The organism is Parabacteroides sp. 20_3 (assembly GCF_964238835.1).
In the GTDB taxonomy this organism is placed as follows: domain Bacteria; phylum Bacteroidota; class Bacteroidia; order Bacteroidales; family Tannerellaceae; genus Parabacteroides; species Parabacteroides distasonis.
Map to the genome: position 1 here is coordinate 582,736 of NZ_CAXSNO010000002.1, position 20,590 is coordinate 603,325.

At 46.9% G+C, this 20,590-nt stretch carries 16 protein-coding genes; 9 read left to right on the plus strand and 7 right to left on the minus strand.

Going from position 1 to position 20,590, the window contains the following annotated elements:
• Positions 1–5: 5 nt before the first annotated feature.
• Positions 6–359: a helix-turn-helix domain-containing protein gene (locus ACESPU_RS06200; RefSeq protein WP_005858079.1), complete on the minus strand. Its 354-nt coding sequence runs from the start codon at positions 357–359 to the stop codon at positions 6–8.
• Between the two features lie 166 nt (positions 360–525).
• On the opposite strand from ACESPU_RS06200, the gene ACESPU_RS06205 reads away from it, so the two are divergent.
• Positions 526–1,056, plus strand: coding sequence for a DJ-1/PfpI family protein (locus ACESPU_RS06205; RefSeq protein WP_005858081.1), 531 nt, complete (start codon positions 526–528; stop codon positions 1,054–1,056).
• Between the two features lie 408 nt (positions 1,057–1,464).
• Here ACESPU_RS06205 and ACESPU_RS06210 read toward each other — a convergent pair whose 3' ends face one another.
• Positions 1,465–3,924 (minus strand): hypothetical protein, encoded by a 2,460-nt coding sequence (locus ACESPU_RS06210; RefSeq protein ID WP_057325927.1) that lies wholly within the window; start codon positions 3,922–3,924, stop codon positions 1,465–1,467.
• Positions 3,925–4,148: 224 nt separating this feature from the next.
• On the opposite strand from ACESPU_RS06210, the gene ACESPU_RS06215 reads away from it, so the two are divergent.
• The 6 genes from ACESPU_RS06215 to rpiB all read left to right on the plus strand — a co-directional run bounded on the left by ACESPU_RS06215 (position 4,149) and on the right by rpiB (position 11,156).
• A complete protein-coding gene (locus ACESPU_RS06215; RefSeq protein ID WP_005866355.1) occupies positions 4,149–5,225 on the plus strand; it encodes an aldose epimerase family protein in 1,077 nt (358 codons plus the stop codon).
• 45 nt (positions 5,226–5,270) lie between these two features.
• The gene (locus ACESPU_RS06220) at positions 5,271–6,545 is read left to right on the plus strand and encodes an MFS transporter (RefSeq protein WP_005866353.1); all 1,275 of its coding nucleotides are present in this window, start codon (positions 5,271–5,273) and stop codon (positions 6,543–6,545) included.
• A 107-nt stretch (positions 6,546–6,652) separates the two neighbouring features.
• On the plus strand, positions 6,653–7,798 hold the full coding sequence (galK, locus tag ACESPU_RS06225; RefSeq protein ID WP_048927859.1) for a galactokinase: 1,146 nt from the start codon (positions 6,653–6,655) through the stop codon (positions 7,796–7,798).
• 20 nt (positions 7,799–7,818) lie between these two features.
• Positions 7,819–8,511, plus strand: a complete 693-nt coding sequence (locus ACESPU_RS06230; RefSeq protein WP_036610602.1) for an NUDIX domain-containing protein — start codon at positions 7,819–7,821, stop codon at positions 8,509–8,511.
• A gap of 180 nt (positions 8,512–8,691) precedes the next feature.
• The gene (locus tag ACESPU_RS06235) at positions 8,692–10,722 is read left to right on the plus strand and encodes a transketolase (protein ID WP_022191887.1); all 2,031 of its coding nucleotides are present in this window, start codon (positions 8,692–8,694) and stop codon (positions 10,720–10,722) included.
• A gap of 2 nt (positions 10,723–10,724) precedes the next feature.
• Positions 10,725–11,156, plus strand: coding sequence for a ribose 5-phosphate isomerase B (rpiB, locus tag ACESPU_RS06240; RefSeq protein ID WP_005866347.1), 432 nt, complete (start codon positions 10,725–10,727; stop codon positions 11,154–11,156).
• Positions 11,157–11,298: 142 nt separating this feature from the next.
• Here the strand turns inward: rpiB and ACESPU_RS06245 are convergent, their stop codons facing one another.
• The 4 genes from ACESPU_RS06245 to ACESPU_RS06260 all read right to left on the minus strand — a co-directional run bounded on the left by ACESPU_RS06245 (position 11,299) and on the right by ACESPU_RS06260 (position 16,213).
• On the minus strand, positions 11,299–12,876 hold the full coding sequence (locus ACESPU_RS06245; RefSeq protein ID WP_036610593.1) for a carboxylase: 1,578 nt from the start codon (positions 12,874–12,876) through the stop codon (positions 11,299–11,301).
• A 106-nt stretch (positions 12,877–12,982) separates the two neighbouring features.
• Complete coding sequence (locus ACESPU_RS06250) at positions 12,983–13,903, minus strand: endonuclease/exonuclease/phosphatase family protein (RefSeq protein ID WP_122144126.1); 921 nt, start codon at positions 13,901–13,903, stop codon at positions 12,983–12,985.
• Between the two features lie 79 nt (positions 13,904–13,982).
• Positions 13,983–15,029: a helix-turn-helix transcriptional regulator gene (locus ACESPU_RS06255; protein WP_192922593.1), complete on the minus strand. Its 1,047-nt coding sequence runs from the start codon at positions 15,027–15,029 to the stop codon at positions 13,983–13,985.
• Entirely contained in the window at positions 15,026–16,213 is a 1,188-nt protein-coding gene (locus tag ACESPU_RS06260) for an AraC family transcriptional regulator (protein WP_227154158.1), read from the minus strand. Before ACESPU_RS06260 ends, ACESPU_RS06255 begins: the two co-directional genes overlap by 4 nt.
• A gap of 199 nt (positions 16,214–16,412) precedes the next feature.
• Between ACESPU_RS06260 and ACESPU_RS06265 the strand changes: the two genes are divergently transcribed.
• A complete protein-coding gene (locus ACESPU_RS06265; protein ID WP_158532836.1) occupies positions 16,413–16,577 on the plus strand; it encodes a hypothetical protein in 165 nt (54 codons plus the stop codon).
• 49 nt (positions 16,578–16,626) lie between these two features.
• Positions 16,627–19,563 (plus strand): InlB B-repeat-containing protein, encoded by a 2,937-nt coding sequence (locus tag ACESPU_RS06270; RefSeq protein ID WP_158532837.1) that lies wholly within the window; start codon positions 16,627–16,629, stop codon positions 19,561–19,563.
• Positions 19,564–19,625: 62 nt separating this feature from the next.
• Here ACESPU_RS06270 and ACESPU_RS06275 read toward each other — a convergent pair whose 3' ends face one another.
• On the minus strand, positions 19,626–20,558 hold the full coding sequence (locus tag ACESPU_RS06275) for an alkaline phosphatase (protein ID WP_057325930.1): 933 nt from the start codon (positions 20,556–20,558) through the stop codon (positions 19,626–19,628).
• Positions 20,559–20,590 lie beyond the last annotated feature (32 nt).

Below are 20,590 nucleotides of genomic sequence, written 5' to 3' on the forward strand. Positions count from 1 at the left end.
TCAAGTCATGACGTATGTAAAACCCGGCTTTCCATAATACCACTCATCTGCTGCAACGCCCAATCCACCAATCCTTGGATATGGGGAATAAGACTTAATCCTCTTTCCGTTAAGCAGTATTCTACTCGGGGAGGAACTTCCGCATAGACCTTTCGTTCGATCAGACCATCCGATTCCAACGTACGCAAAGTTACGGTCAGCATACGTTGCGATACATCCGCGATGGTTTTATGGATATCACTAAAACGCATGGTACCATTGGCGCTTAAAGTGATAAGCACTAACATAGACCATTTATCTCCTAGCCGGCTCAATACGTCTCTTACGGGACAATTCCCTGTCGGATGAAAGTTTTTCATTTTTTAACCTTTTCTATTTACTTGAATCTCAACAATGGTTACATCCATGTAAGTTCCTTATTTATAAGTGCCTTCTTGTTTTCTCTAAAAAAGGGACTTACTTTTACACCACAAAAGTAATAAACTTACGAAAAATAACTATTGTATCACTTAATAATTTACGATTATGGCAAAGAAAGTAGCAGTTTTAGCGGTAAATCCAGTAAATGGATTTGGTTTGTTCCAATATTTGGAATCATTTTTCGAGAATGGCATTACTTATAAAGTATATGCGGTAGCCGATTCAAAAGAGATCAAAACGAACTCTGGCATAGCTTTGACAGTAGACGATGTGATCGCTAATTTAAAAGGGCATGAAGATGAATACGACGCAATGGTATTCGCTTGTGGCGATGCGGTTCCTGTTTTCCAGCAGAACGCTAGCAAACAATACAATATCGATCTAATGGATGTGATTAAGAATTTCGGGGAAAAGGGTAAGATTATGATTGGACATTGCGCTGCTGCTATGCTCTTCGACTTCACCGGAATCACGGAAGGAAAGAAGCTAGCGGTACATCCGTTGGCTAAACCTGCCATTAGCAAAGGACAAGCTACAGATGAGGATTCCGTAGTCGATGGCAATTTCTTTACAGCGAAAGAAGAACATTATATCTGTACTATGATGCCTCAAGTATTGGAGGCCTTGAAGAAATAAGTTATTTAGCTTCATCAGCAAAGTATCTTAGGTCCGCCGGCAAAGTATGTTAAGTTACTTTGCTGATGAAGTTAACATCATTTGATAAGGTTGTAGCGTATTGTCTATAACATATCTATAAGGGATAAAAAATTAGATGATACATTCAAATAATAAATCCAAACAATAAGCATGCAAATAACACGAATATGTAAATCATTGATTATCATCAGCCTTAAAAACATGATTATATTTCTGAAAAAACACGTACATGTTTTCCACAAAAGTCGTACATGTTTTTCGGAAAACACGTACACGTTTTTACCGGGTCATACGACAGAAGACAAGAACAAATATAGAAATAGACAATAACCCTCCTTATCATGATGAGAATTTCCCTCATCAGTCCCGTGTAAGTTTGAGGCTATATCAAAACCCAAGCCCCAACTCAAAGGCGAACCGGAAACTATCCGTCGAGCCGAACCAAGAATATTTAGTGGTGAACTTATTCAAGAAAGTAAGCCAAATCCCGCCACCATAGGAAGTATGCCAACTATGGGAACGCTCACCGGGAAACCAGACCCTACCATAATCAAAGCCCGCGAATAGACCATATTTTAAGGGAGTGAACGGATTCTTTAGTTTTCCCATGTCCAAGCGTAAATCCGAGTATTGGTAAAAGGATTGCTTTCCGATAAAACGGTTCTCACGGAATCCCCTTAAATCAATCGTGGCGGCTTGATAGAACTCATAGTCATTATCGAATAATACCGTTCCCTTCATCAAGGAGGCCCAAGTAAAACGATCCGAGAACCGTACGTTCCATGAAAGGCTTCCCTGCGCATAGGGGAAATTACGTTCCGGCTTTTTCAAATTCATTTTCCATCCGGCCGTCCATTCGGTTTCCAATAGGGGAAGCCACGAATAAGGCTGTTTCGTTATCCGGTAAGTAGCGCCAAGACCTACGAAATAATTCGTGCGGAAAATAGGATGATCTTCTCCATAAACCGTATAAATATATCGATCATCCGTACGTTTAGCCTTGTACATATCCAAAGAGCCAAAGAATGTCATCACCTCTTCTTTCCTCAAATCCATCTCGAAGGATGGATTAAACATATACGTCCGGAGCTTCACCCGGTTATAATTCTTTTTCTCCTCTTTATAGCCCGCCGTATTATTTCCAAATCCGAAGAAGTTCTCGAAGTTACGGGGTGAAGAAATGGAGGCATTTAGGTATAAACGTCTCCGGCCGTCATAATTAGGGAAGATACCTGCATACATGAACCCTTTCAAATAATTATACCCGATCCGATGCTGATAGGTGAATGGGGCTCGTTTAAAGCCATACATCGTATATGTAAAGAACGTACCCAAACTAATACCTTTATCCGAATCATATATTCCCCACGGGGTAAAAGATATCTTATGGTATTTTATCTTCTGGTAATCATATTTATAATCTTTATCATAGACATGTATTTTCCGGTTATGATTCAATTGGTATTGGTTCTCCCCCTCTCCGGAGATCAAGTATATCGGAAAATCTTTCCGTGTATTTCCCTTCACTTCAAACGTATCGTTTCCCGCAAGCCCATATAACCACAGTTCCTTGGTTTCCTTGCCGGAGAATTGTTGTTCCAACCTACAGTCTCCGGTCTCGGGATCATAAATCCGTAAAACAGTCCGGTCCGGCGCTTGCCGCTCGATCAAGAAATAATCGGATTGATTGGTTCCGGCAACCACTGGCGTACGTTGCAATAAGCGATAATATTGACTGGCAACCGCTTCCAACTCTAGCCTCCTTCGTTTCAACTTTCGTTTAATCAGTTCTATCTCATCATGTTTTACACCTTCCGGCAAATAAGTAAAAGCGCTATCGATCAAAGAGTCGGTCATCTGTCTCCGAATTTCTTGGGCTTGGCGTATCCAAACCGACTCATCACTGCGGCCTGCTACCGCCATATCCAGCGCAAAAGCTAGCTTATTGATTTTCTTTGTATCTTTTAAAATCAGGCTATCATAATTACAGATAAAATCCAACGATAATATCTTCAACATTTGCTTGAACAATACTCCGTCCACCTTCGTGAAAGCATGATTCCTATCGATCACGATCGGGGTATAAATTACGCTATCATTGACGGTATGTGACTGCCACTCCCAGTTTTCGTTCGTCTTATTCCAATCTCCGGTCCACATATCGAAAATACGTTCCCGAATGTATAGATTTTGATCCGCCATATAGTTTTTACTCACTTGAAGGCTGTCTAGAAAGTCTTCCGTGGTATACAAATTAGACCTTAAATTAATATCCGGAACATTGATTAGATTGACCAGCCTATCTTGTATATCGCTGCCGTCCGCAACTGTGTCTTTCCGTATGTGGGAAGGAATATAGTAAATACGGGAGGGAGAAAAACTCAATCCCGCGGACTTCGCTAAATAATCTGCGACCAAAAAGGTATAGGGATTGATAATCGTATAAGCATCTCCTAAGAACTCATCCAAATATGTATTCTTAAAATCAGTCTTATTATATATTTCCCGGAAAAACTTCGACTCCAAGAAACTTGTAGAGCCACCCAAGGGCTTTAGCAAATACAATTGCTTACGCTTATTCTCCAACAATAATCCGTGAAACCCTTCCGCTTGCCCGACGATATCCATCCCACCCCCCAACGTTTCTATCGTAGCCGAAGGAACCCTGATCGGGATCGTATAAAGGTGACGATAATGCCTCCCCCACATCCAATTATAGATCTTGCTTTTACCACTATCCGCTTGCGGATAAATGGACTTACGTACCCAATCTTGAGATTGGGAATAAAGCAAGCCGGGCATAAGCACAAAGAGTATGAGTATGATATATTTATAGGACGACCGCATGGACAATTTCTTTCTATCTCTGTTTTACTAATAACAGGGGTAAGACAAGAGTTGTTTTGTTTTTTAGCCTAAGAGAAGAATCAAGGACTTGACGTATAAACAAGCGATAATTATATATTTTTGGTAGACAAATCTAAAATCATGCTATAAAACATTATTCAGAAAGGTTATAAATACAAAGAAGAAAGTTACTTTTACACGCAATTTCAATAATATTGATACGCATGAAGAACATAAATACACTGTCGGGCTTGTCTGTTGCTAACTTCAGCAAGCAAATTGACGGGAAAGAAACGGCGCTTTATACCCTGTGTAACAAGGTTGGAGCAGAGCTAGCGATCACGAATTATGGAGCGAAAATCGTCTCGCTGATGGTTCCGGATAAAAACGGAAAAATGACCGATGTCGTTACTGGCCATAATTCGATTGAAGAGTACTTAACATCAGAAGAACCTTATTTCGGTGCCATTTGCGGTCGTTATGGAAATCGTATCGCCGCTGGAAAATTCACGATCGACGGTATTACTTATGACAAATTAGCCATAAATAATGGCCCCAATAGCTTGCATGGCGGAATCAAGGGATTCAATGCGGTCGTATGGGACGCCAAACAAATAGACGAGCAAACCATTGAGTTGAAATATACCTCCGCCGATGGCGAGGAAGGTTTCCCCGGAGAACTAAAGACAACCGTAACTTATCATCTGACAAATGAGAATGAGGTCGTTATCTCCTATCAAGCCTCTACGGACAAACCTACGGTCTTGAATCTAACCAATCATTCTTATTTTAACCTATCCGGTGCGGGAGACCCTTATATAGGAGACCATATTCTCACGATCAACGCCGACTATTATCTGCCTACAGACAATACGGCAATCCCGTACGGACCTAAAGAGAAGGTAGAAGGTACACCGATGGACTTCCGGACTCCTCATGAGGTAGGCGAACGAATCAATGACAATTTCGAACAGCTTATATTCGGTAAGGGATATGACCACACGTACATATTAAATAAAGAGGACAACGAACTTTCTTACTGCGCTCGCTGCTCCTCCCCCAAGACCGGTATCGTAATGGAAACTTATACGACTCAACCGGGCGTGCAATTATACACAGGTAACTGGATGACTGGGAATTTCGAAGGTAAGAACGGACAACGCTACCCGGAGCGGGCCGCTTTATGTCTGGAAACCCAGCATTTCCCCGATAGCCCCAACAAACCGGAATATCCGACAACGGAACTCCGCCCGGGCGAGGTTTTCCAAAGTACTACTATTTATAAATTCAGTGTAGAATAAGAGAATAATTTAAGTAATCTAATAATCTAAAACAACAAAAAAGAAATGGAATCAACAGCAAAAAAGAATTACACATTGCCTATTATCATGATGGTGGCTCTCTTCTTCATGATATCTTTCGTGACGGGTCTACAGAACCCATTCGGTATCATCGTTAAGAACCAGTTCGCTGCCAGCAACTTCATGTCGCAGCTGGGTAACGCGGCTAACTTTATCGCCTATGCCTTCATGGGTATTCCGGCCGGTATGCTATTGCAGAAGATCGGTTACAAGAAAACCGCTTTGTTAGCGATCATCGTAGGTTTCTGTGGTGTAGGTATTTCTTATCTTTCCGGTGTGGCTGGTAGCTACGCTGTTTATTTGACAGGTGCTTTCGTGTCCGGTTTCTCTATGTGTATGTTGAATACCGTAGTAAACCCGATGTTGAACACGCTAGGTGGTGGTGGAAACAAAGGTAACCAATTAATTCAGGTTGCCGGTTCCGTGAACTCTATCGGCGCTACGATCGTTCCGGTATTGGTTGGTTATTTGATCGGTGACGCTGCTAAGGCTCAGATCAGTGACGCTAACCCGGCATTGTTCTTGGCTATGGGTATCTTTGCCATCGTATTTATCGTATTGTTCTGCATGCAAATTCCGGAACCGCATATGGTTAAGGAAAATGAAGCCAAGACTCCGGACAAGCACAGCGCGCTTTCTTTCCGTCACTTCATTTTAGGTGCCATCGCAATCTTCTTGTATGTGGGTGTCGAAGTAGGTATTCCTAACTTCATGAACTTGTTCGCTACTTCTCCTGAGATCGGTATCGATCCTACAGTAGCCGGTTCTATCGTGGGTACATATTGGTTCTTGATGATGATCGGACGTCTGTTCGGTGCCTCTTTCGGAGCTAAGATCTCTAGTAAGGCGATGTTGTCATCAGCCGCCACGGTAGGTATGATCTTTATCTTGATCGCTATCTTCGCCCCTGCTACGACAAAAGTTAGTATGCCTGTATTCTTGTCTGATATCTCTTTCGGTATGGTTGAGGTTCCGGTTGGAATCATGTTCATGGCTCTTTGTGGTTTATGTACTTCCATCATGTGGGGTGGTATCTTCAACTTGGCAGTAGAAGGTTTAGGTAAATATACGGCAGCCGCTTCCGGTATCTTCATGGTGATGGTTTGCGGTGGAGGTATTCTTCCGTTGATCCAAGGAGCTGTAGCCGACGCTGGCGGTTTCATTACTAGCTTCTGGGTGGTATTCCTAGGATTGGCATATTTGCTATATTACGCTTTGATCGGTAGCAAGAACGTAAACAAAGACATTCCTGTTGAATAATAAGGACAGGACATAATATGATAAAGAAGAAATTATCCGGCAGAGTTATCTGAATGGGTAATTTCTTCTTGTTTATTCAATTATTTACCTTAATCAAATTAAGTATCATGCAACAAAAAATCAGAACTAAATTTAAAGAGTTATTTAATACCGAAGGTAGCTTATACACATCCCCGGGACGTATTAACTTGATCGGTGAACACACTGATTATAATGGAGGTTTCGTTTTTCCGGGTGCTGTAGATAAAGGGATGATCGCCGAGATCAAACCGAATGGGACGGGCAAAGTCCGGGCGTTCTCCATCGACTTAAATGATTACGCTGAATTTGGCTTGACCGAGGAGGACGCTCCTTCCGCAAGCTGGGCAAGATATATCTTTGGCGTATGCCGGGAGATTATTAAACGAGGTGGTAATATCCAAGGTTTCGATACCGTATTCGCTGGAGACGTGCCTCTGGGCGCTGGAATGTCTTCTTCCGCCGCATTGGAAAGTACTTATGCTTTCGCATTGAATGACTTATTCTCATTGAATATCGATAAATTCGAGTTGGCTAAGATCGGTCAAGCTACAGAACATAATTATTGTGGCGTGAATTGCGGTATCATGGACCAATTCGCTTCCGTATTCGGCAAGGCCGGAAGTTTGATCCGCTTGGATTGCCGTTCTTTGGAATATAAATATTATCCGTTTAATCCGGTTGGTTACAAACTCGTGTTATTGGATTCGGTCGTTAAGCATGAGTTGGCGTCCTCAGCCTACAACAAACGCCGTAAATCCTGCGAGAACGTGGTAGCCGCCATTCGCCGCAACCATCCGAAAGTAGAGTTCTTACGTGACGCTACGATGGAGATGCTGAACGAGGTAAAAGCGGATGTCAGCGCAGAGGATTACATGCGTGCCGAATATGTTATCGAGGAAATCCAACGTGTACTCGACGTATGTGCCGCTTTGGAGAAAGGCGACTATGAGACTGTCGGCGAAAAGATGTACGGCACGCATCAAGGTATGAGCAAGCTTTATGAAGTTAGCTGCGAGGAACTGGATTTCTTGAACGATATCGCCAAGGAATGTGGTGTAACGGGTTCTCGTGTCATGGGTGGAGGATTCGGCGGTTGTACGATCAACTTGGTTAAGGATGAGTTGTACGACGATTTCGTGAAGAAAGCCTTCTCCGCTTATAAAGAGAAGTTTGGCCGTGAACCTAAATTATATAATGTAGTAATCAGCGACGGAGCACGCAAGCTCTGTTAATCTTTAAAATCCATAAAACGATGTCAGCAGCTTTTTATCAAGACGAAGTAAAATTCTATGTTGCCGTAGATTGTATCATTCTAGGGTTTAACAATAAGGAGTTGAATGTTTTATTATACAAACGTTCGTTCGAGCCGATGAAAGGACAGTGGTCTCTTATGGGAGGCTTCGTGAAATCCGGGGAAAGCGTGGATGAAGCAGCATCACGGGTATTAACCGATTGCACGGGCATCGAGCATCTTTTTATGGAACAAATAGGGGCTTACGGAGATGTATCACGTGACTTAGGGGAACGGGTTATCTCCGTAGCTTACTATTCCTTGGTGAATATGAATGATTTTAGTCCCGAGATCTTGGAAAACCATAACGCTACTTGGACCAAGATATCCGAGCTTCCTGACTTGATTTTCGACCATAACCAAATGATAAACGATACGTTGTCCGTCCTTAAAAAGAAAGCGGCAAGCCGCCCTATCGGTTTCAATTTGCTTCCCGAGCAATTTACCTTGCCCCAACTACAGACATTGTATGAGGCCATCTACCAAACCCTTTTAGACAAACGAAACTTCCGCAAAAAGCTAAACGCCATGGATATTCTGGAAAAACTGGATATCAAAGACAAGAAAAGTTCTAAACGAGGAGCTTTCCTCTACAAATTCAACGAGAAAAAATACAACAAATGGGTTGAACAGGGTTTCGACTTCTCGCTCTAATCCGAATGATGTATACCCGCAAGAATAAGGCGCTCAGCGGGCTATCTTAAATATCTCTCAATTTATCAAAAATATAAGAAGATAGGAACCTTTACCGAAAAGGAATTGTTTGATTGATATAACGGCTCTTACAAAGAGTTTGATTATCTTTGCAGTCAAATAAATAATTCATCTGATAAAATGAACGATATTCAAGTAATGAACAAAGCAGCTGATAACATCCGTATACTGGCTGCGTCAATGGTGGAGAAAGCGAACTCCGGGCACCCGGGTGGCGCTATGGGTGGTGCAGACTTTGTTAACGTACTGTTCTCAGAGTTCTTAATATACGATCCCAAGAATCCCAAATGGGAAGGACGCGATCGTTTCTTCCTTGACCCGGGGCATATGTCTCCGATGCTTTATTCCGTACTGGCTTTAAGCGGCAAATTCACATTGGATGAACTTCAACAGTTCCGCCAATGGGGAAGCGTTACTCCGGGACATCCTGAGGTAGACGTTATGCGTGGTATCGAAAATACGTCCGGCCCGTTGGGACAAGGACATACTTATGCGGTAGGTGCGGCTATCGCGGCTAAATTCTTGAAAGCACGTCTGGGTGAGGAAGTAATGAACCAGACTATTTACGCATATATTTCCGATGGAGGTATCCAAGAGGAAATCTCCCAAGGTGCCGGACGTATCGCCGGAACTTTAGGACTGGACAACTTGATCATGTTCTACGACGCTAACAACGTACAGCTATCTACCAAGGTAGAAGACGTTGACGCGGAGAACGTAGCCATGAAATACGAGGCTTGGGGCTGGAAAGTCATTCAAATAAACGGTAACGACGTAAACGAGATCCGCAAGGCTTTAAAAGAGGCTAAGGCAGAGATCTCCAAACCGACTTTGATCATCGGTAACACCGTTATGGGGAAAGGTGCTGTCGGCGCTGATAACAGCTGTTACGAGAATAAGGTATCTACTCACGGACAACCTTTATCCGCGGCAGGAGCTTCCATCGCAGATACGATCAAGAACCTAGGAGGCGATCCGGAACATCCGTTCGCAATCCTTCCTGAGGTAGCCGAATTATATGCCAAACGTGCGAAAGAACTGGAAGTAATCGTCGCCGAGCGTTACGCCGTGAGAGACGTCTGGGCGAAAGCTCACCCGGACTTAGCGGCTAAGATGGAGCAATGGTTCTCCGGTAAGGCTCCTAAAATCGACTGGGCCGCAATCGAGCAGAAAGCGAACCAAGCGACCCGTGCCGCTTCCGCTACCGTATTAGGTGTGCTTGCTACCCATGTAGAAAACATGATCGTAGCTTCCGCCGACCTTTCCAATTCCGATAAGACAGACGGCTTCTTGAAAAAGACTCATGCTTTCGTGAAAGGCGACTTTAGCGGAGCTTTCTTCCAAGCGGGTGTAGCCGAGCTTTCTATGGCTTGTATCTGTATCGGTATGTCTTTACATGGTGGCGTGATCGCCGCTTGCGGTACTTTCTTCGTATTCTCCGATTACATGAAGCCTGCGTTACGTATGGCCGCATTGATGGAGCAGCCCGTTAAGTTCATCTGGACACACGACGCTTTCCGTGTTGGAGAAGACGGACCTACGCACGAGCCGGTAGAGCAAGAAGCTCAAGTTCGTTTATTAGAGAAATTGAAGAATCATAAGGGACACAACTCCATGTTGGTACTTCGTCCGGCAGACGTTGTGGAGACAACAGTCGCATGGAAACTAGCGATGGAGAACGTTTACACTCCTACCGCATTGATTCTTTCTCGTCAGAATATCACAGATCTTCCCGCTAAGGAAAACCGCTATCAAGAGGCTTTGCAAGCGGAAAAGGGTGCCTATATCGTCAATGAAGACGCTAATGCGGATGTAATTCTTTTGGCTTCCGGTTCCGAGGTATCGACTTTGGTCGAGGGCGCCGCCCTGCTTCGTGCCGATGGCATAAAGGTTCGTATCGTTTCCGTACCTTCCGAAGGTCTATTCCGTTCACAAAGCAAAGAGTACCAAGAATCCATTCTTCCCGCAGGAAGCAAGATTTTCGGCTTAACCGCTGGTCTTCCGGTTAATCTGGAAGGGTTGGTAGGTCCTAACGGCAAGGTATGGGGACTTGAATCCTTCGGTTTCTCCGCCCCTTACAAAGTATTGGACGAGAAATTAGGTTTCACGGCTAAGAACGTTTATAACCAAGTAAAAGAATTATTAGCATAAAGATGGGTATAGTAGGTTTGTGTAGCGATCACGCTGGTTTTGAGTTAAAAGAATATATAAAGACAATCCTCGATGAAAGGGGATTGTCTTATAAAGATTTTGGAACTTATTCCTCTGACAGTTGCGATTATCCGGATTTCGCCCATCTGATGGGCAAGGCCGTAGAAGCTGGCGAGGTTTATCCGGGAATAGCTGTCTGCGGTACAGGGAATGGCATTAGTATGACCTTGAACAAACATCGGGGTGTCCGTGCCGCCTTATGCTGGCGAGAGGATATCGCGAAACTGGCACGTGAGCATAACGACGCGAACGTGTTATCAATGCCCGGTCGTTTTATCAGCAAGGAAGAGGCTAAGAAAATCGTTGAGATATTCTTGGATACACCTTTTGAGGGTGGTCGCCACCAACGTCGTATAGACAAGATCCCTTTGTAAAGTCCGCGAAAAAGTCACTTTATAGAATAAAGAAGGCTCTCCCATGGTTCGCTTACCATTCGGAGAGCCTTTTCGTATCACCGTTTAAACGGCAACGTACATATAATAGATGACGGATGCCAAATTTGAAGACTTTCTACTATTAAACATTCGATCTCGCTTTTTGTTCTTTCCATTTAGTTAAAAATGTACGGGCTACCGTCGGGAATAACTCCAGCAACAGTATTTCTTTCTCATTCTCAGCCAATAACACATCCAAATCCTCCAATACAGGATTCTCTTGCATCACGTAATGGGAACCGTCGTAAGGCACCTCATTTTGTACGCCGGTGATTTTCAACCGGAACGCCGGATCTACCGGAATCGGCGTCTTGCCATACTCTCCTTTTACCAAGGCGATAAACTGGTTGGAAGGATTACTATACATCGGGCGGCCTTTCAGCTCATCCAGCGCACAGGAAACCGCTTGCGCCCCGATAATCTGGCTCGTAGGCGTCACCAACGGAGGTAAGCCGGCATCCATCCGTACTTGCGGAATGAGTGACATCGCCTTCTCCAACAAGTCGATCTGCCCCAACTGCTTCAACTGGGCAACCATATTCGTATACATACCTCCCGGAATCTGCGCTTTTTTCACCAACTCGTTCGGCTCGGGGAAATCAAAATACTCCTCGATCGCACGGCAATAAAGCAGCAAATCGTCCTCCTTATCTTTCCGAGCGGCCTCGATGGCATCGTTGAAGAAGCGGTCGATCTCGGCGGGGAAACTATCCTCTACGGGATTAAAGGGTCTCGGGAATTTCTTAGCGGTATCGAATGCGGAAAGTTCCTTGCGGATCGTCAATAATTCCTTGTTGATCTTAGCGATCGCATCCATATCAAGATCCAGCTCGATACCCAATTTCTTGCAGAAGATATAGACCAGTTCTACTGCGGGAGCAGCTGGTCCTCCGGCGAAGTTCCATATATTCGTATCAACGATATCCACCCCATTGATAATGGCGGATACGACCGACGCCAATCCGTAACCGGGCGTACAATGCGTATGGAAATCCACCGGTACTTTCAAGCTCTTCTTGAACAATCGCACCAATTCCGCCGTACGAGCCGGAGGTATCAAACCACTCATATCCTTCAGGGTGATCATATCTGCGCCCAGCGACTCCAGTTGAAGGGCCTTGTTTAAGAAATACTCATTCGTAAAAACAGGCTTATGCAAGGGCCGTCCATGCAAGGCGGCTTTTATACGTTCTACCGGAGAATGGTGAGGATCTATCGTATAACAGATGGCACAATCGGCCTTTCCCCCGAATTTCTTCACATAACGGATCGTGGATTTCACGTTATCCACGTCGTTCAAAGCATCGAAAATACGCATGATATCGATACCGGAACGAATCGAGTTCCGGCAAAAGCCTTCTATAATCTCGTCGGGATAAGGATTATAACCGAATAAATTACGCCCACGGGAAAGAGCGGATAGCTTTGAAGAATTACCTATTTTCTCTTTGATGATCTCTAAACGATCCCACGGATTCTCACCTAAATAACGCATCACGGAATCGGGAACCGCCCCACCCCATACTTCCATGGCGTAAAAGCCTGCGTCTTTGTAGTAAGGAAGTACACGGTCTATTTGCGCTTGAGACATTCTTGTAGCGAATGCCGATTGCTGACCATCGCGAAGAGTCAAATCACGAATCAATAATTTACGTATCATACCAAATTTGTTTAGATCGTTTTAGTCAATATTCTGATTATATAACAGGATCTAAACAAATTTGATAAAGATTACGGGGTTAATAATAACCAATTTTTCTAAAACCTCAGTCTTTTACTTCCACAACGATCATTACGGGAAAGTGGTCGGAAGGAGTGCGGGCCTCGTATTTGCTCAATGACACCTCTTTCGGGAAATTACCGTTTTGCTCCTTCTGGGCGCTTTCTTTCACCTCGGAGCGATAGGTATCCGTTAAGATTCCATACTTCTTCACCTCAAACTCCTTGGTCAAGAAAAGATGGTCGATACGGCTATCGGTCTTGCGGTCCGGATGGAAACCGTTGAAGGTACCATTCGGGGCATAGCGGAAATCTGCGATCTCATAAGAGTCACGCATGATACCGGAACCATCTAACAACTTATACGACTCACTTGTTTGATCAACATTGAAATCTCCGGTCAGGATAGCGGGAAGTCTCTTCGGGAATTCCTTGATCTTCTTCAAGATCAACTTAGCGCTCTCGGCACGGGCTTGTACGCCGACATGGTCCATATGAAGGTTGAAGAACAAGAAAGTGAAGCCGGTCTGTTTGTCCCGAAACTCGCCCCACGTACAGATACGGGGCAGAACGGCGTCCCAGCCTTTGTTCGGACGGTCGGTGATCTCGGATAGCCAGAAATCGCCATGCTCCAAGACCTCGAACTTATCCGTGCGGTAAAAGATAGCCGAATGCTCTCCCGCCTGCTTACCATCGTCACGTCCCACGCCGATATAATCGTATCCGGGCATGGCTTGCCTCAAGTCCTGCAATTGCGGATATTTGCCCTCTTGGGTACCAAAGATATCGAACCCGTGAAACTGTACGATCTGGGCGATGTAAGGATAACGTTGTCCCCAACCGTTACCGTTCGTGGAATCGCCGCCGTTGGCGTTTCGCAAGTTATAGGTGGCCACCACCATTGTCTCCGCCTGTAACGTCATCAAGGCGCAAAGGATAAAAGCGAAAGTATAAAAGAATTTCTTCATGGTTTATATATTTAAAATGCGTGACAAAGATAACGTTTATGCCTCAAAAAACACCTCACCTCGGTTTGCCAAATCGGGGTTATCGCTCGAATACTTTCAATAACGCTAGCCTATCCTCCTCCTTTTTCACCCGAAGATAATTCCGGTAACCACTGAAGCCTGCCATAAGTACCAGTTCCATATTAGTCTTGCCTGCATTCGCAGGAGATACCCGCAAGCGGTCGAGAGCCATCAGACGGCAACGGTTTATCAAGCGGCAGAAATTCATGCCATACTCCTTGTTGATAAAAGCCGACAGGTAGCTACGGTTGGTACTTAGCCCGGCGGCGAGGTCGGTGATCCGCAACTTGGGGTCCAGATAAGGTTTCTTCTCACGCAGGTAGCGTTCTAGGCGTTTACGGTCTAGGGCCGGGAGATCGGGAGGCATATCCTCCGTCTTCAACGCCTCGGGCTGGACGATGAGATAATTCTTGTCGAGCATGTTATAACAGAGCATCATATAAAACACGAACGTTGGCAACACCCCCAGCCACACGAAATAGGAAGAGGAGAAAGTCTCCATATCGAGCAACAATCCCGCCAGCGGAACGGGTACGCAAACCAAGATAAAAACTTGCACGGCCGCCAGCCAATCCAAGGAGATACGCTGCGCCTCCGACGAGTAATCTACGATGAACCGCCTGTAACGATATATGTTCCGGAGGTTTAGCGCCGGGTAAAGCGTATTGTAGATAAAAAACACGAGACTTACCAGTATACCGCCCTCGAACAAGGCCCCCATAAGGAAGACAGGCACCACCCAGTGCCATCGATTCAGCCTCCGCCGCTCGCCGGTATCCGTTATCATGGATACCACCCAGAAAAACATCACCTGATCCAGCATCAGCGTCAATAAGAAAACGGGATAGTAATACGAGAAAGCGCACGGGGCGACCGAATAAAGCACCAACCCGAGCCAACCCAGCGACGTCACCAAGTAAGTCAGCGCCAAGAGCGCCCTCAACCGCCTTTCCTGCCCGCCCCTTCCGTACCGGCAGGCGTCCAGCGACATCATGACCATACATACCATGGCGCAGACGATGGGAAGGCTGAAAGCGAAAGCCTCCATAAGGCCAAGGCTCATCATGCCGTACCTCCTTCCTCCTTAGTCTCCCGCTCCCCGGCAGCCGCCTCCCGCTCGGTGGCGACGGCACGGGAATAGGTACGGAAATCCTTGAAACCTACCTGCCCGATCAGCGAGCTCACGCTCTTACCTTGGTTGGCGGGACGCAAGCGGAGCCTATCCAACTCCCTCAGGCGGAAACGGTTCAGGTAACGATTGAAGTTCATGCCATACGTCTGGTTGATAAAGGCGGATAGCACCGTGCGGTTCACGTCCAAGTCCTCCACCAGATCCGTCATCTTATAGCCCGGCCTCAAAAAAGGCTTGTGTTCCCGGAAAAAACGCTCGAAACGTCTCTGGGTCAATTTCCCGGAATGGCTACGGCGGAGGCGCACGTCTCCCGCATCCGTTTCCCCGGAGGAAGAAGGCGGGGATTCACGGCGCAAGACGTAGAGGCAGTATTCCCGCCGTATGACATGGTACGATAGCAAAACGTGCTGGAGGGCGATACCACAAGACACGGCCGCCGTCCAAATAGAATGGTAGAACCGGCTCCGTGGCATGAACGTAGGCAGGACCGATGAGAGCAGCGAGGCGATGGACACACCTACTAGGAAGATCACCCAGCACGCCGGCCCGCGAACCAGCGTATCCTTCCCTCTCGCCCTCTTATAATAAGATACCAGCAACGCCAGCGTAAGGATATAATACAAGAGGCCGAAAACAACCCTCAGCAGGGGCTTGAGGGTAAAAAAGCGGGTATACCACTCGTACCCCGCGGGAATCACCTCCGCTTTCCCCCTCACGATCTCCAGCCGCACGTCGAAAGGCACGAAGCACGACCAGACCAACATCGCCAGCGCCAGCAGCCCGGGTACGAGATAATGGAGAGGCGGGAATTCCTCCGGCTCGCCCAGCCTCGTGAGGAAACGGACGATCCGGTAGAAGAAGATAGACGGCAAGACGAAACAAAGCAGGCAAACCACGTTGAGCTGGACAAACAACGAGGGATAAAACTGATAGCAAAATGTGACCAGCCACCCGGTAGCCGAGACGGATAGGTAAACCAGCAATATCCTCTTCAAGTCCCGCTCCTCCCGAGACAGGCAATCCTGCAAGGAAAGCCCCACCACCATCCCGCAAGACACGGCGGAATAGACGGGTGCCAATACCATGATAGAGATCATATAAACTGTCAGGTTGTCCATGCCCCAAATATATCGCTTTTTTATCAAGGCCTACCGCTTTTTGATAGAAAAGAGACATTTTTACCTTTTTGCGTGTGAATTACGATCTGTCCTATCAATAAAATCAGCTAATTACAATTTGTCCTAATAGATTCGGACGGATTGTCATGCGGGAAACCCGCCCCCTCCCATATCTTAGCGGCAACTAAATATGAACATCATGGAAGAACAAATCATCCTAAGCGTTGACCTGTACGACAACGCTCTCACAGAGAAACAAGGCGACTACGCCGGTAAGCCGCGCATCACGGGTACGTTACGAAACGAGGACATCGCCTTACGCGGCTATACGGCCTCGCCTACTAAGGCGAGTCGACCCGCCTAAAATATGTTAATACGACAAGAATACTCACAAATATCAATCTTTATCGAACATGAAAAATAAGTATCTAATAACAAGCATCTTACTATTCCTTTCACTCGTATCGGCATGGGGGCAAGGGACAAGCATAATAGATATAGATCTTAGTAACGATAGCTATAAAGGGGGAATTACCATTGATGAAAACAATAGAGAATATTATATTCACGGTACGTATGATATCGAAAACCAAGGAGTGCCAACACAAGAAACCGGATACGGCACAACAGCCCAGAATAAAGCGAAAGCCGTTATCATGGTCGCCAGAGGCATACAGGTAAAGATCACGCTGGACAAGGTAAATACCAAGAATTTCCCAGAAGACGCACCTTATTGCGCCTTATACGCCGATGAAGCCCAGAGAGTAGAATTGATCCTAGTCGGAGATAACAGCTTGGCAGGTGGCCATGACCTACCCGCCATTTGCGCACCTACAGGCGATGGTACCGAGCTTATAATAAAAGGTAAAGGAAAACTAACGGCCAAAGGAGGAATTGAAGCCGCCGGAATAGGCTCACGATACAGTAAAGATGCGAAAGGAACCATCACGATCGAGAACGGTACCATCATTGCCCATGGGAAAGGATATGGAGCCGGTATCGGAACAAGTGCTAATTCCAATGGTGGAACCGTCCGGATCAAAGACGGGAATATCACCGCCACAGGGGGTGATTCCGGGCCGGGTATCGGGGTATCGGGGACTCCCGCTCATGCTAATCCACCCATAACTTCCGGAACGATAGAGATCAGCGGGGGAATCGTAAATGCCACCGGATATAACGGTATGGGCGCAGGGGAAGGAAAGGTAGGGGAAACAGTCACGATAAGCGGGGGGATCATCTCCGCTATAACGAATAAAGATGGAGGCAAAGCTATAAACGCGTCATCTTATGTCCTCCCCTCCGGTCAGAATAGCGCTATCATATTTCTAAAGGAATATAATTATAGTAGCATTGAGGGTAGCATCAAGGGTAGCATGATAGATGGCAACAACGTCGACATTACCCACTATACCATCGACCGGGATTACGAGATACCGCCCGGCTATACACTCCATATAAGAAGGAAACAGACATTGACGATCGCCGATGGCGTAACCCTCACCAATGAAGGGACGATCAGCAATGAAGATAGTGGAACCATCGACGGCAACGGAACGATAGAGAACAATGAGGATCTCAAGAGTGACAATACCAATATCAAGGTTCAGCTTAATGGTCAGAAGATAAAGTACAAAGTGAACTTTCAAACCAATTATCCCATCGACGACGGCACTAATAGCACAGAATACCTATCAGAAACTGACGCATTAAGGCCAGGTGAGCTCACCTATACATATTACACCCTAGTAGAAGGCTGGTACGACGATAGAGAAGGCGGGAATCAAATAACCAAGATCACCGGGCCTATGACCCTCTACGCCCATTGGACAGAGAACCTGATCAAGACCACCGCCTCCCCGGCCACGCTGGAAGGGACGTACGCCACGCCACTGGAGCCGAATGAGCTTTATGACCTGTCCGGGCTCCTCGCTCCCGATACCTACGGCGATAAGTCCGACTATAAGTTCGAAATCGACGGTGCAGCTTATGGCCTGACGGTAAACAATGATAACAAGCTATGCGGTTCCCCCAACAAGGCTACCGCAACATCCGGAGCTAAGATACGCATTGACATCAGCCATGTCAATTGCGAGAAGCCGGAGAGCGTAGACATCCCAATAACGATCCACCCGAGAACACTCACCGTCACCCCGCGGGCCGAGCAAATACTGTATAAAGGCGAGGCCCCGAAATATGACACAAGCGGAGAAGCCAAAGGAGAAACAGCAGCCTTCTCCGGGCAACTGGCCATAGACTCCCCAACCAACCTTATCATTCCGGGAGATCTCAAGCTAATAGATAACGACAAGTTCCTAGCGTCCAACTACAAGCTGGAACTCACGCCGGATATCCCATGTACCTATACCGACAAGCTACCGGAAGAGGCCCGTGTAGAACTTGGTGGCGACAAGAAGGGGGAATGGTATGCCGGAGCCGTTACCTTCTCCGCTCCCCCCGGTTTCACCATCAAGCTGAAAGAAGCGGAAGAGACTGGCATACAAACCAAAGCGATTAGCGGGCTAATCGCTTCCGGCGAAGTCTTCGCCGCCTCCTTCACCTTCAGCCAAGAGGGAACCTTCGACGTAACCTACCTGCTCAAACGTGACGCCCCTTATACGCGAGAGTACGACTATAAGGCCACGGATATCCGCCTCGACCTCAACGCCCCAACCGTAACCATCTCCACCAATAACCTCGGCTATACCCTCACCGCCACCGATGGCAAGGGCAGCGGCGTAGCTTCCGTCCTCATCGACGGTACTTCCGTGCAGCTCACCTCCGACCGCTATGACGGTTCCGGAAGCGAGGGCCTCCAGACCTACAAGGTGACGGATCACGCGGGGCACGAGAGCGCGGGCACGTTCAGCCTTGCCACTCCGCCCCCGGTATACACGGTCGTAATCCCCGAGACCGCAAACGCGACCCTCACCCCCTCTCCCGGTACCTATTACTATGAGGAGGGTGATCAATTCCTCCTCTACCTTGAGCTAGACTCGGCCTACAGCCAGTCTACCCCCGTGGTAAAGGCGAACAGCCGGGCGATCACCCCCAACCGGGACGGCAGCTACACGATAGCCGTCTACGAAGATATCCGGATCACGATAGAGGATATCATCGTATCCACCGCCCGGATCACCGACAACAAGAGCCGTATCCGCTCCTCCGGCGGTACACTCTACATCGACACCTCCGCCCCGCTCGACGTATCGATAACGACAATGGCCGGAAAGCTGATCCGCCATTCTCCCCTCCCCGCCGGTAGCAACCACTTGTACGGCCTGCCGGCCGGCTTCTACGTCGTGAGGCTATCCAACGGCACGACCGCCAAGGTAGGAATCGCCCGGTGATAAGCCAAAACGCCCCGGAAAGAATCAATCCTTCCGGGGCGTTCCTGTATTCCAAGGTTTGCCTAATCTGAGAACGCAGACATGATCGGACGAGCGATCCACACTTGCGGCTGCGGTACGTCCAACAGGTAGGCGATCGTACCGGCGATATCATATACCATCGTACTCTCCGGGATCTTGAAGCCTTTCTTTACGTTCTTTCCATAGAAAACGATCGGGGTTTGCATCTCGTTCATCGTCTTGCCACCGTGACCGGTCTCGATACCGCCGTGGTCGGCCGTCAGTATAACCACCGTATCATCCATGATATCCGCCTCACGAACGGCATCCATCACTTGCGTCAAGCAACTGTCCAAATGATTCACCATCGCGAAATACTCCGGGGAGCTCCAACCCTTGCCATGTCCGGTACCATCCGGCTGATCGTATATGATCGCGCAAAGATTCGGCTTCTTCTCCTTGATATACTGAACGGCTACCGGGGTACATCCGTTCGGGTTCTCAGCCGACATCGGGGCATGCTTACGGAAGCTCATGGCCAAGGTATCCACCAGATAATTCATGCCTTCCCACTCATAGATATAGCCGATCTCGGCTTCGGGAGCCTTATCCCGGTACAGGCCGAAGATATTCGGGAAACGGTTGTCGCTATTCACGACACGCGAAGGAAGCTCCGGCGTACGAGATCCCCACTCCGTATATCCGTGCAACTCCGGTCCCGCTCCCATAAACATGGAAGCCCAATTACAAGCACTCGACGAAGGCAGGATCGAACGATTCTCTAACGTGGAGGCGCCTTCCGCCATCATCTTACGGAAAGTAGGCATATCCGCCCCATTATTCAAGCAATGGGCGCTCAAGCCGTCGAAACCGATCAAGATTACATGCTTTGGCAGATTCTTCTCTTTCAAAGGCGCTTGCTGAGGTGCCGTATTACAGGCGCTCAGGCAGTATGCGATTACCGCACAACAAATAAATAAGATTTGCTTTTTCATCTTACCGTGTTTTTCTTTTATGATTAATATTG

What these genes read in the sequence shown, in the direction of transcription:
- ACESPU_RS06265 (WP_158532836.1), top strand. Translation starts at nt 16,413, where the DNA reads ATGGAAGAACAAATCATCCTAAGCGTTGACCTGTACGACAACGCTCTC.
- ACESPU_RS06260 (WP_227154158.1), bottom strand. Translation starts at nt 16,213, where the DNA reads ATGGACAACCTGACAGTTTATATGATCTCTATCATGGTATTGGCACCC.
- ACESPU_RS06245 (WP_036610593.1), bottom strand. Translation starts at nt 12,876, where the DNA reads ATGATACGTAAATTATTGATTCGTGATTTGACTCTTCGCGATGGTCAG.
- ACESPU_RS06255 (WP_192922593.1), bottom strand. Translation starts at nt 15,029, where the DNA reads ATGATGAGCCTTGGCCTTATGGAGGCTTTCGCTTTCAGCCTTCCCATC.
- ACESPU_RS06235 (WP_022191887.1), top strand. Translation starts at nt 8,692, where the DNA reads ATGAACGATATTCAAGTAATGAACAAAGCAGCTGATAACATCCGTATA.
- ACESPU_RS06210 (WP_057325927.1), bottom strand. Translation starts at nt 3,924, where the DNA reads ATGCGGTCGTCCTATAAATATATCATACTCATACTCTTTGTGCTTATG.
- ACESPU_RS06270 (WP_158532837.1), top strand. Translation starts at nt 16,627, where the DNA reads ATGAAAAATAAGTATCTAATAACAAGCATCTTACTATTCCTTTCACTC.
- rpiB (WP_005866347.1), top strand. Translation starts at nt 10,725, where the DNA reads ATGGGTATAGTAGGTTTGTGTAGCGATCACGCTGGTTTTGAGTTAAAA.
- ACESPU_RS06250 (WP_122144126.1), bottom strand. Translation starts at nt 13,903, where the DNA reads ATGAAGAAATTCTTTTATACTTTCGCTTTTATCCTTTGCGCCTTGATG.
- ACESPU_RS06230 (WP_036610602.1), top strand. Translation starts at nt 7,819, where the DNA reads ATGTCAGCAGCTTTTTATCAAGACGAAGTAAAATTCTATGTTGCCGTA.
- ACESPU_RS06275 (WP_057325930.1), bottom strand. Translation starts at nt 20,558, where the DNA reads ATGAAAAAGCAAATCTTATTTATTTGTTGTGCGGTAATCGCATACTGC.
- ACESPU_RS06200 (WP_005858079.1), bottom strand. Translation starts at nt 359, where the DNA reads ATGAAAAACTTTCATCCGACAGGGAATTGTCCCGTAAGAGACGTATTG.
- galK (WP_048927859.1), top strand. Translation starts at nt 6,653, where the DNA reads ATGCAACAAAAAATCAGAACTAAATTTAAAGAGTTATTTAATACCGAA.
- ACESPU_RS06215 (WP_005866355.1), top strand. Translation starts at nt 4,149, where the DNA reads ATGAAGAACATAAATACACTGTCGGGCTTGTCTGTTGCTAACTTCAGC.
- ACESPU_RS06220 (WP_005866353.1), top strand. Translation starts at nt 5,271, where the DNA reads ATGGAATCAACAGCAAAAAAGAATTACACATTGCCTATTATCATGATG.
- ACESPU_RS06205 (WP_005858081.1), top strand. Translation starts at nt 526, where the DNA reads ATGGCAAAGAAAGTAGCAGTTTTAGCGGTAAATCCAGTAAATGGATTT.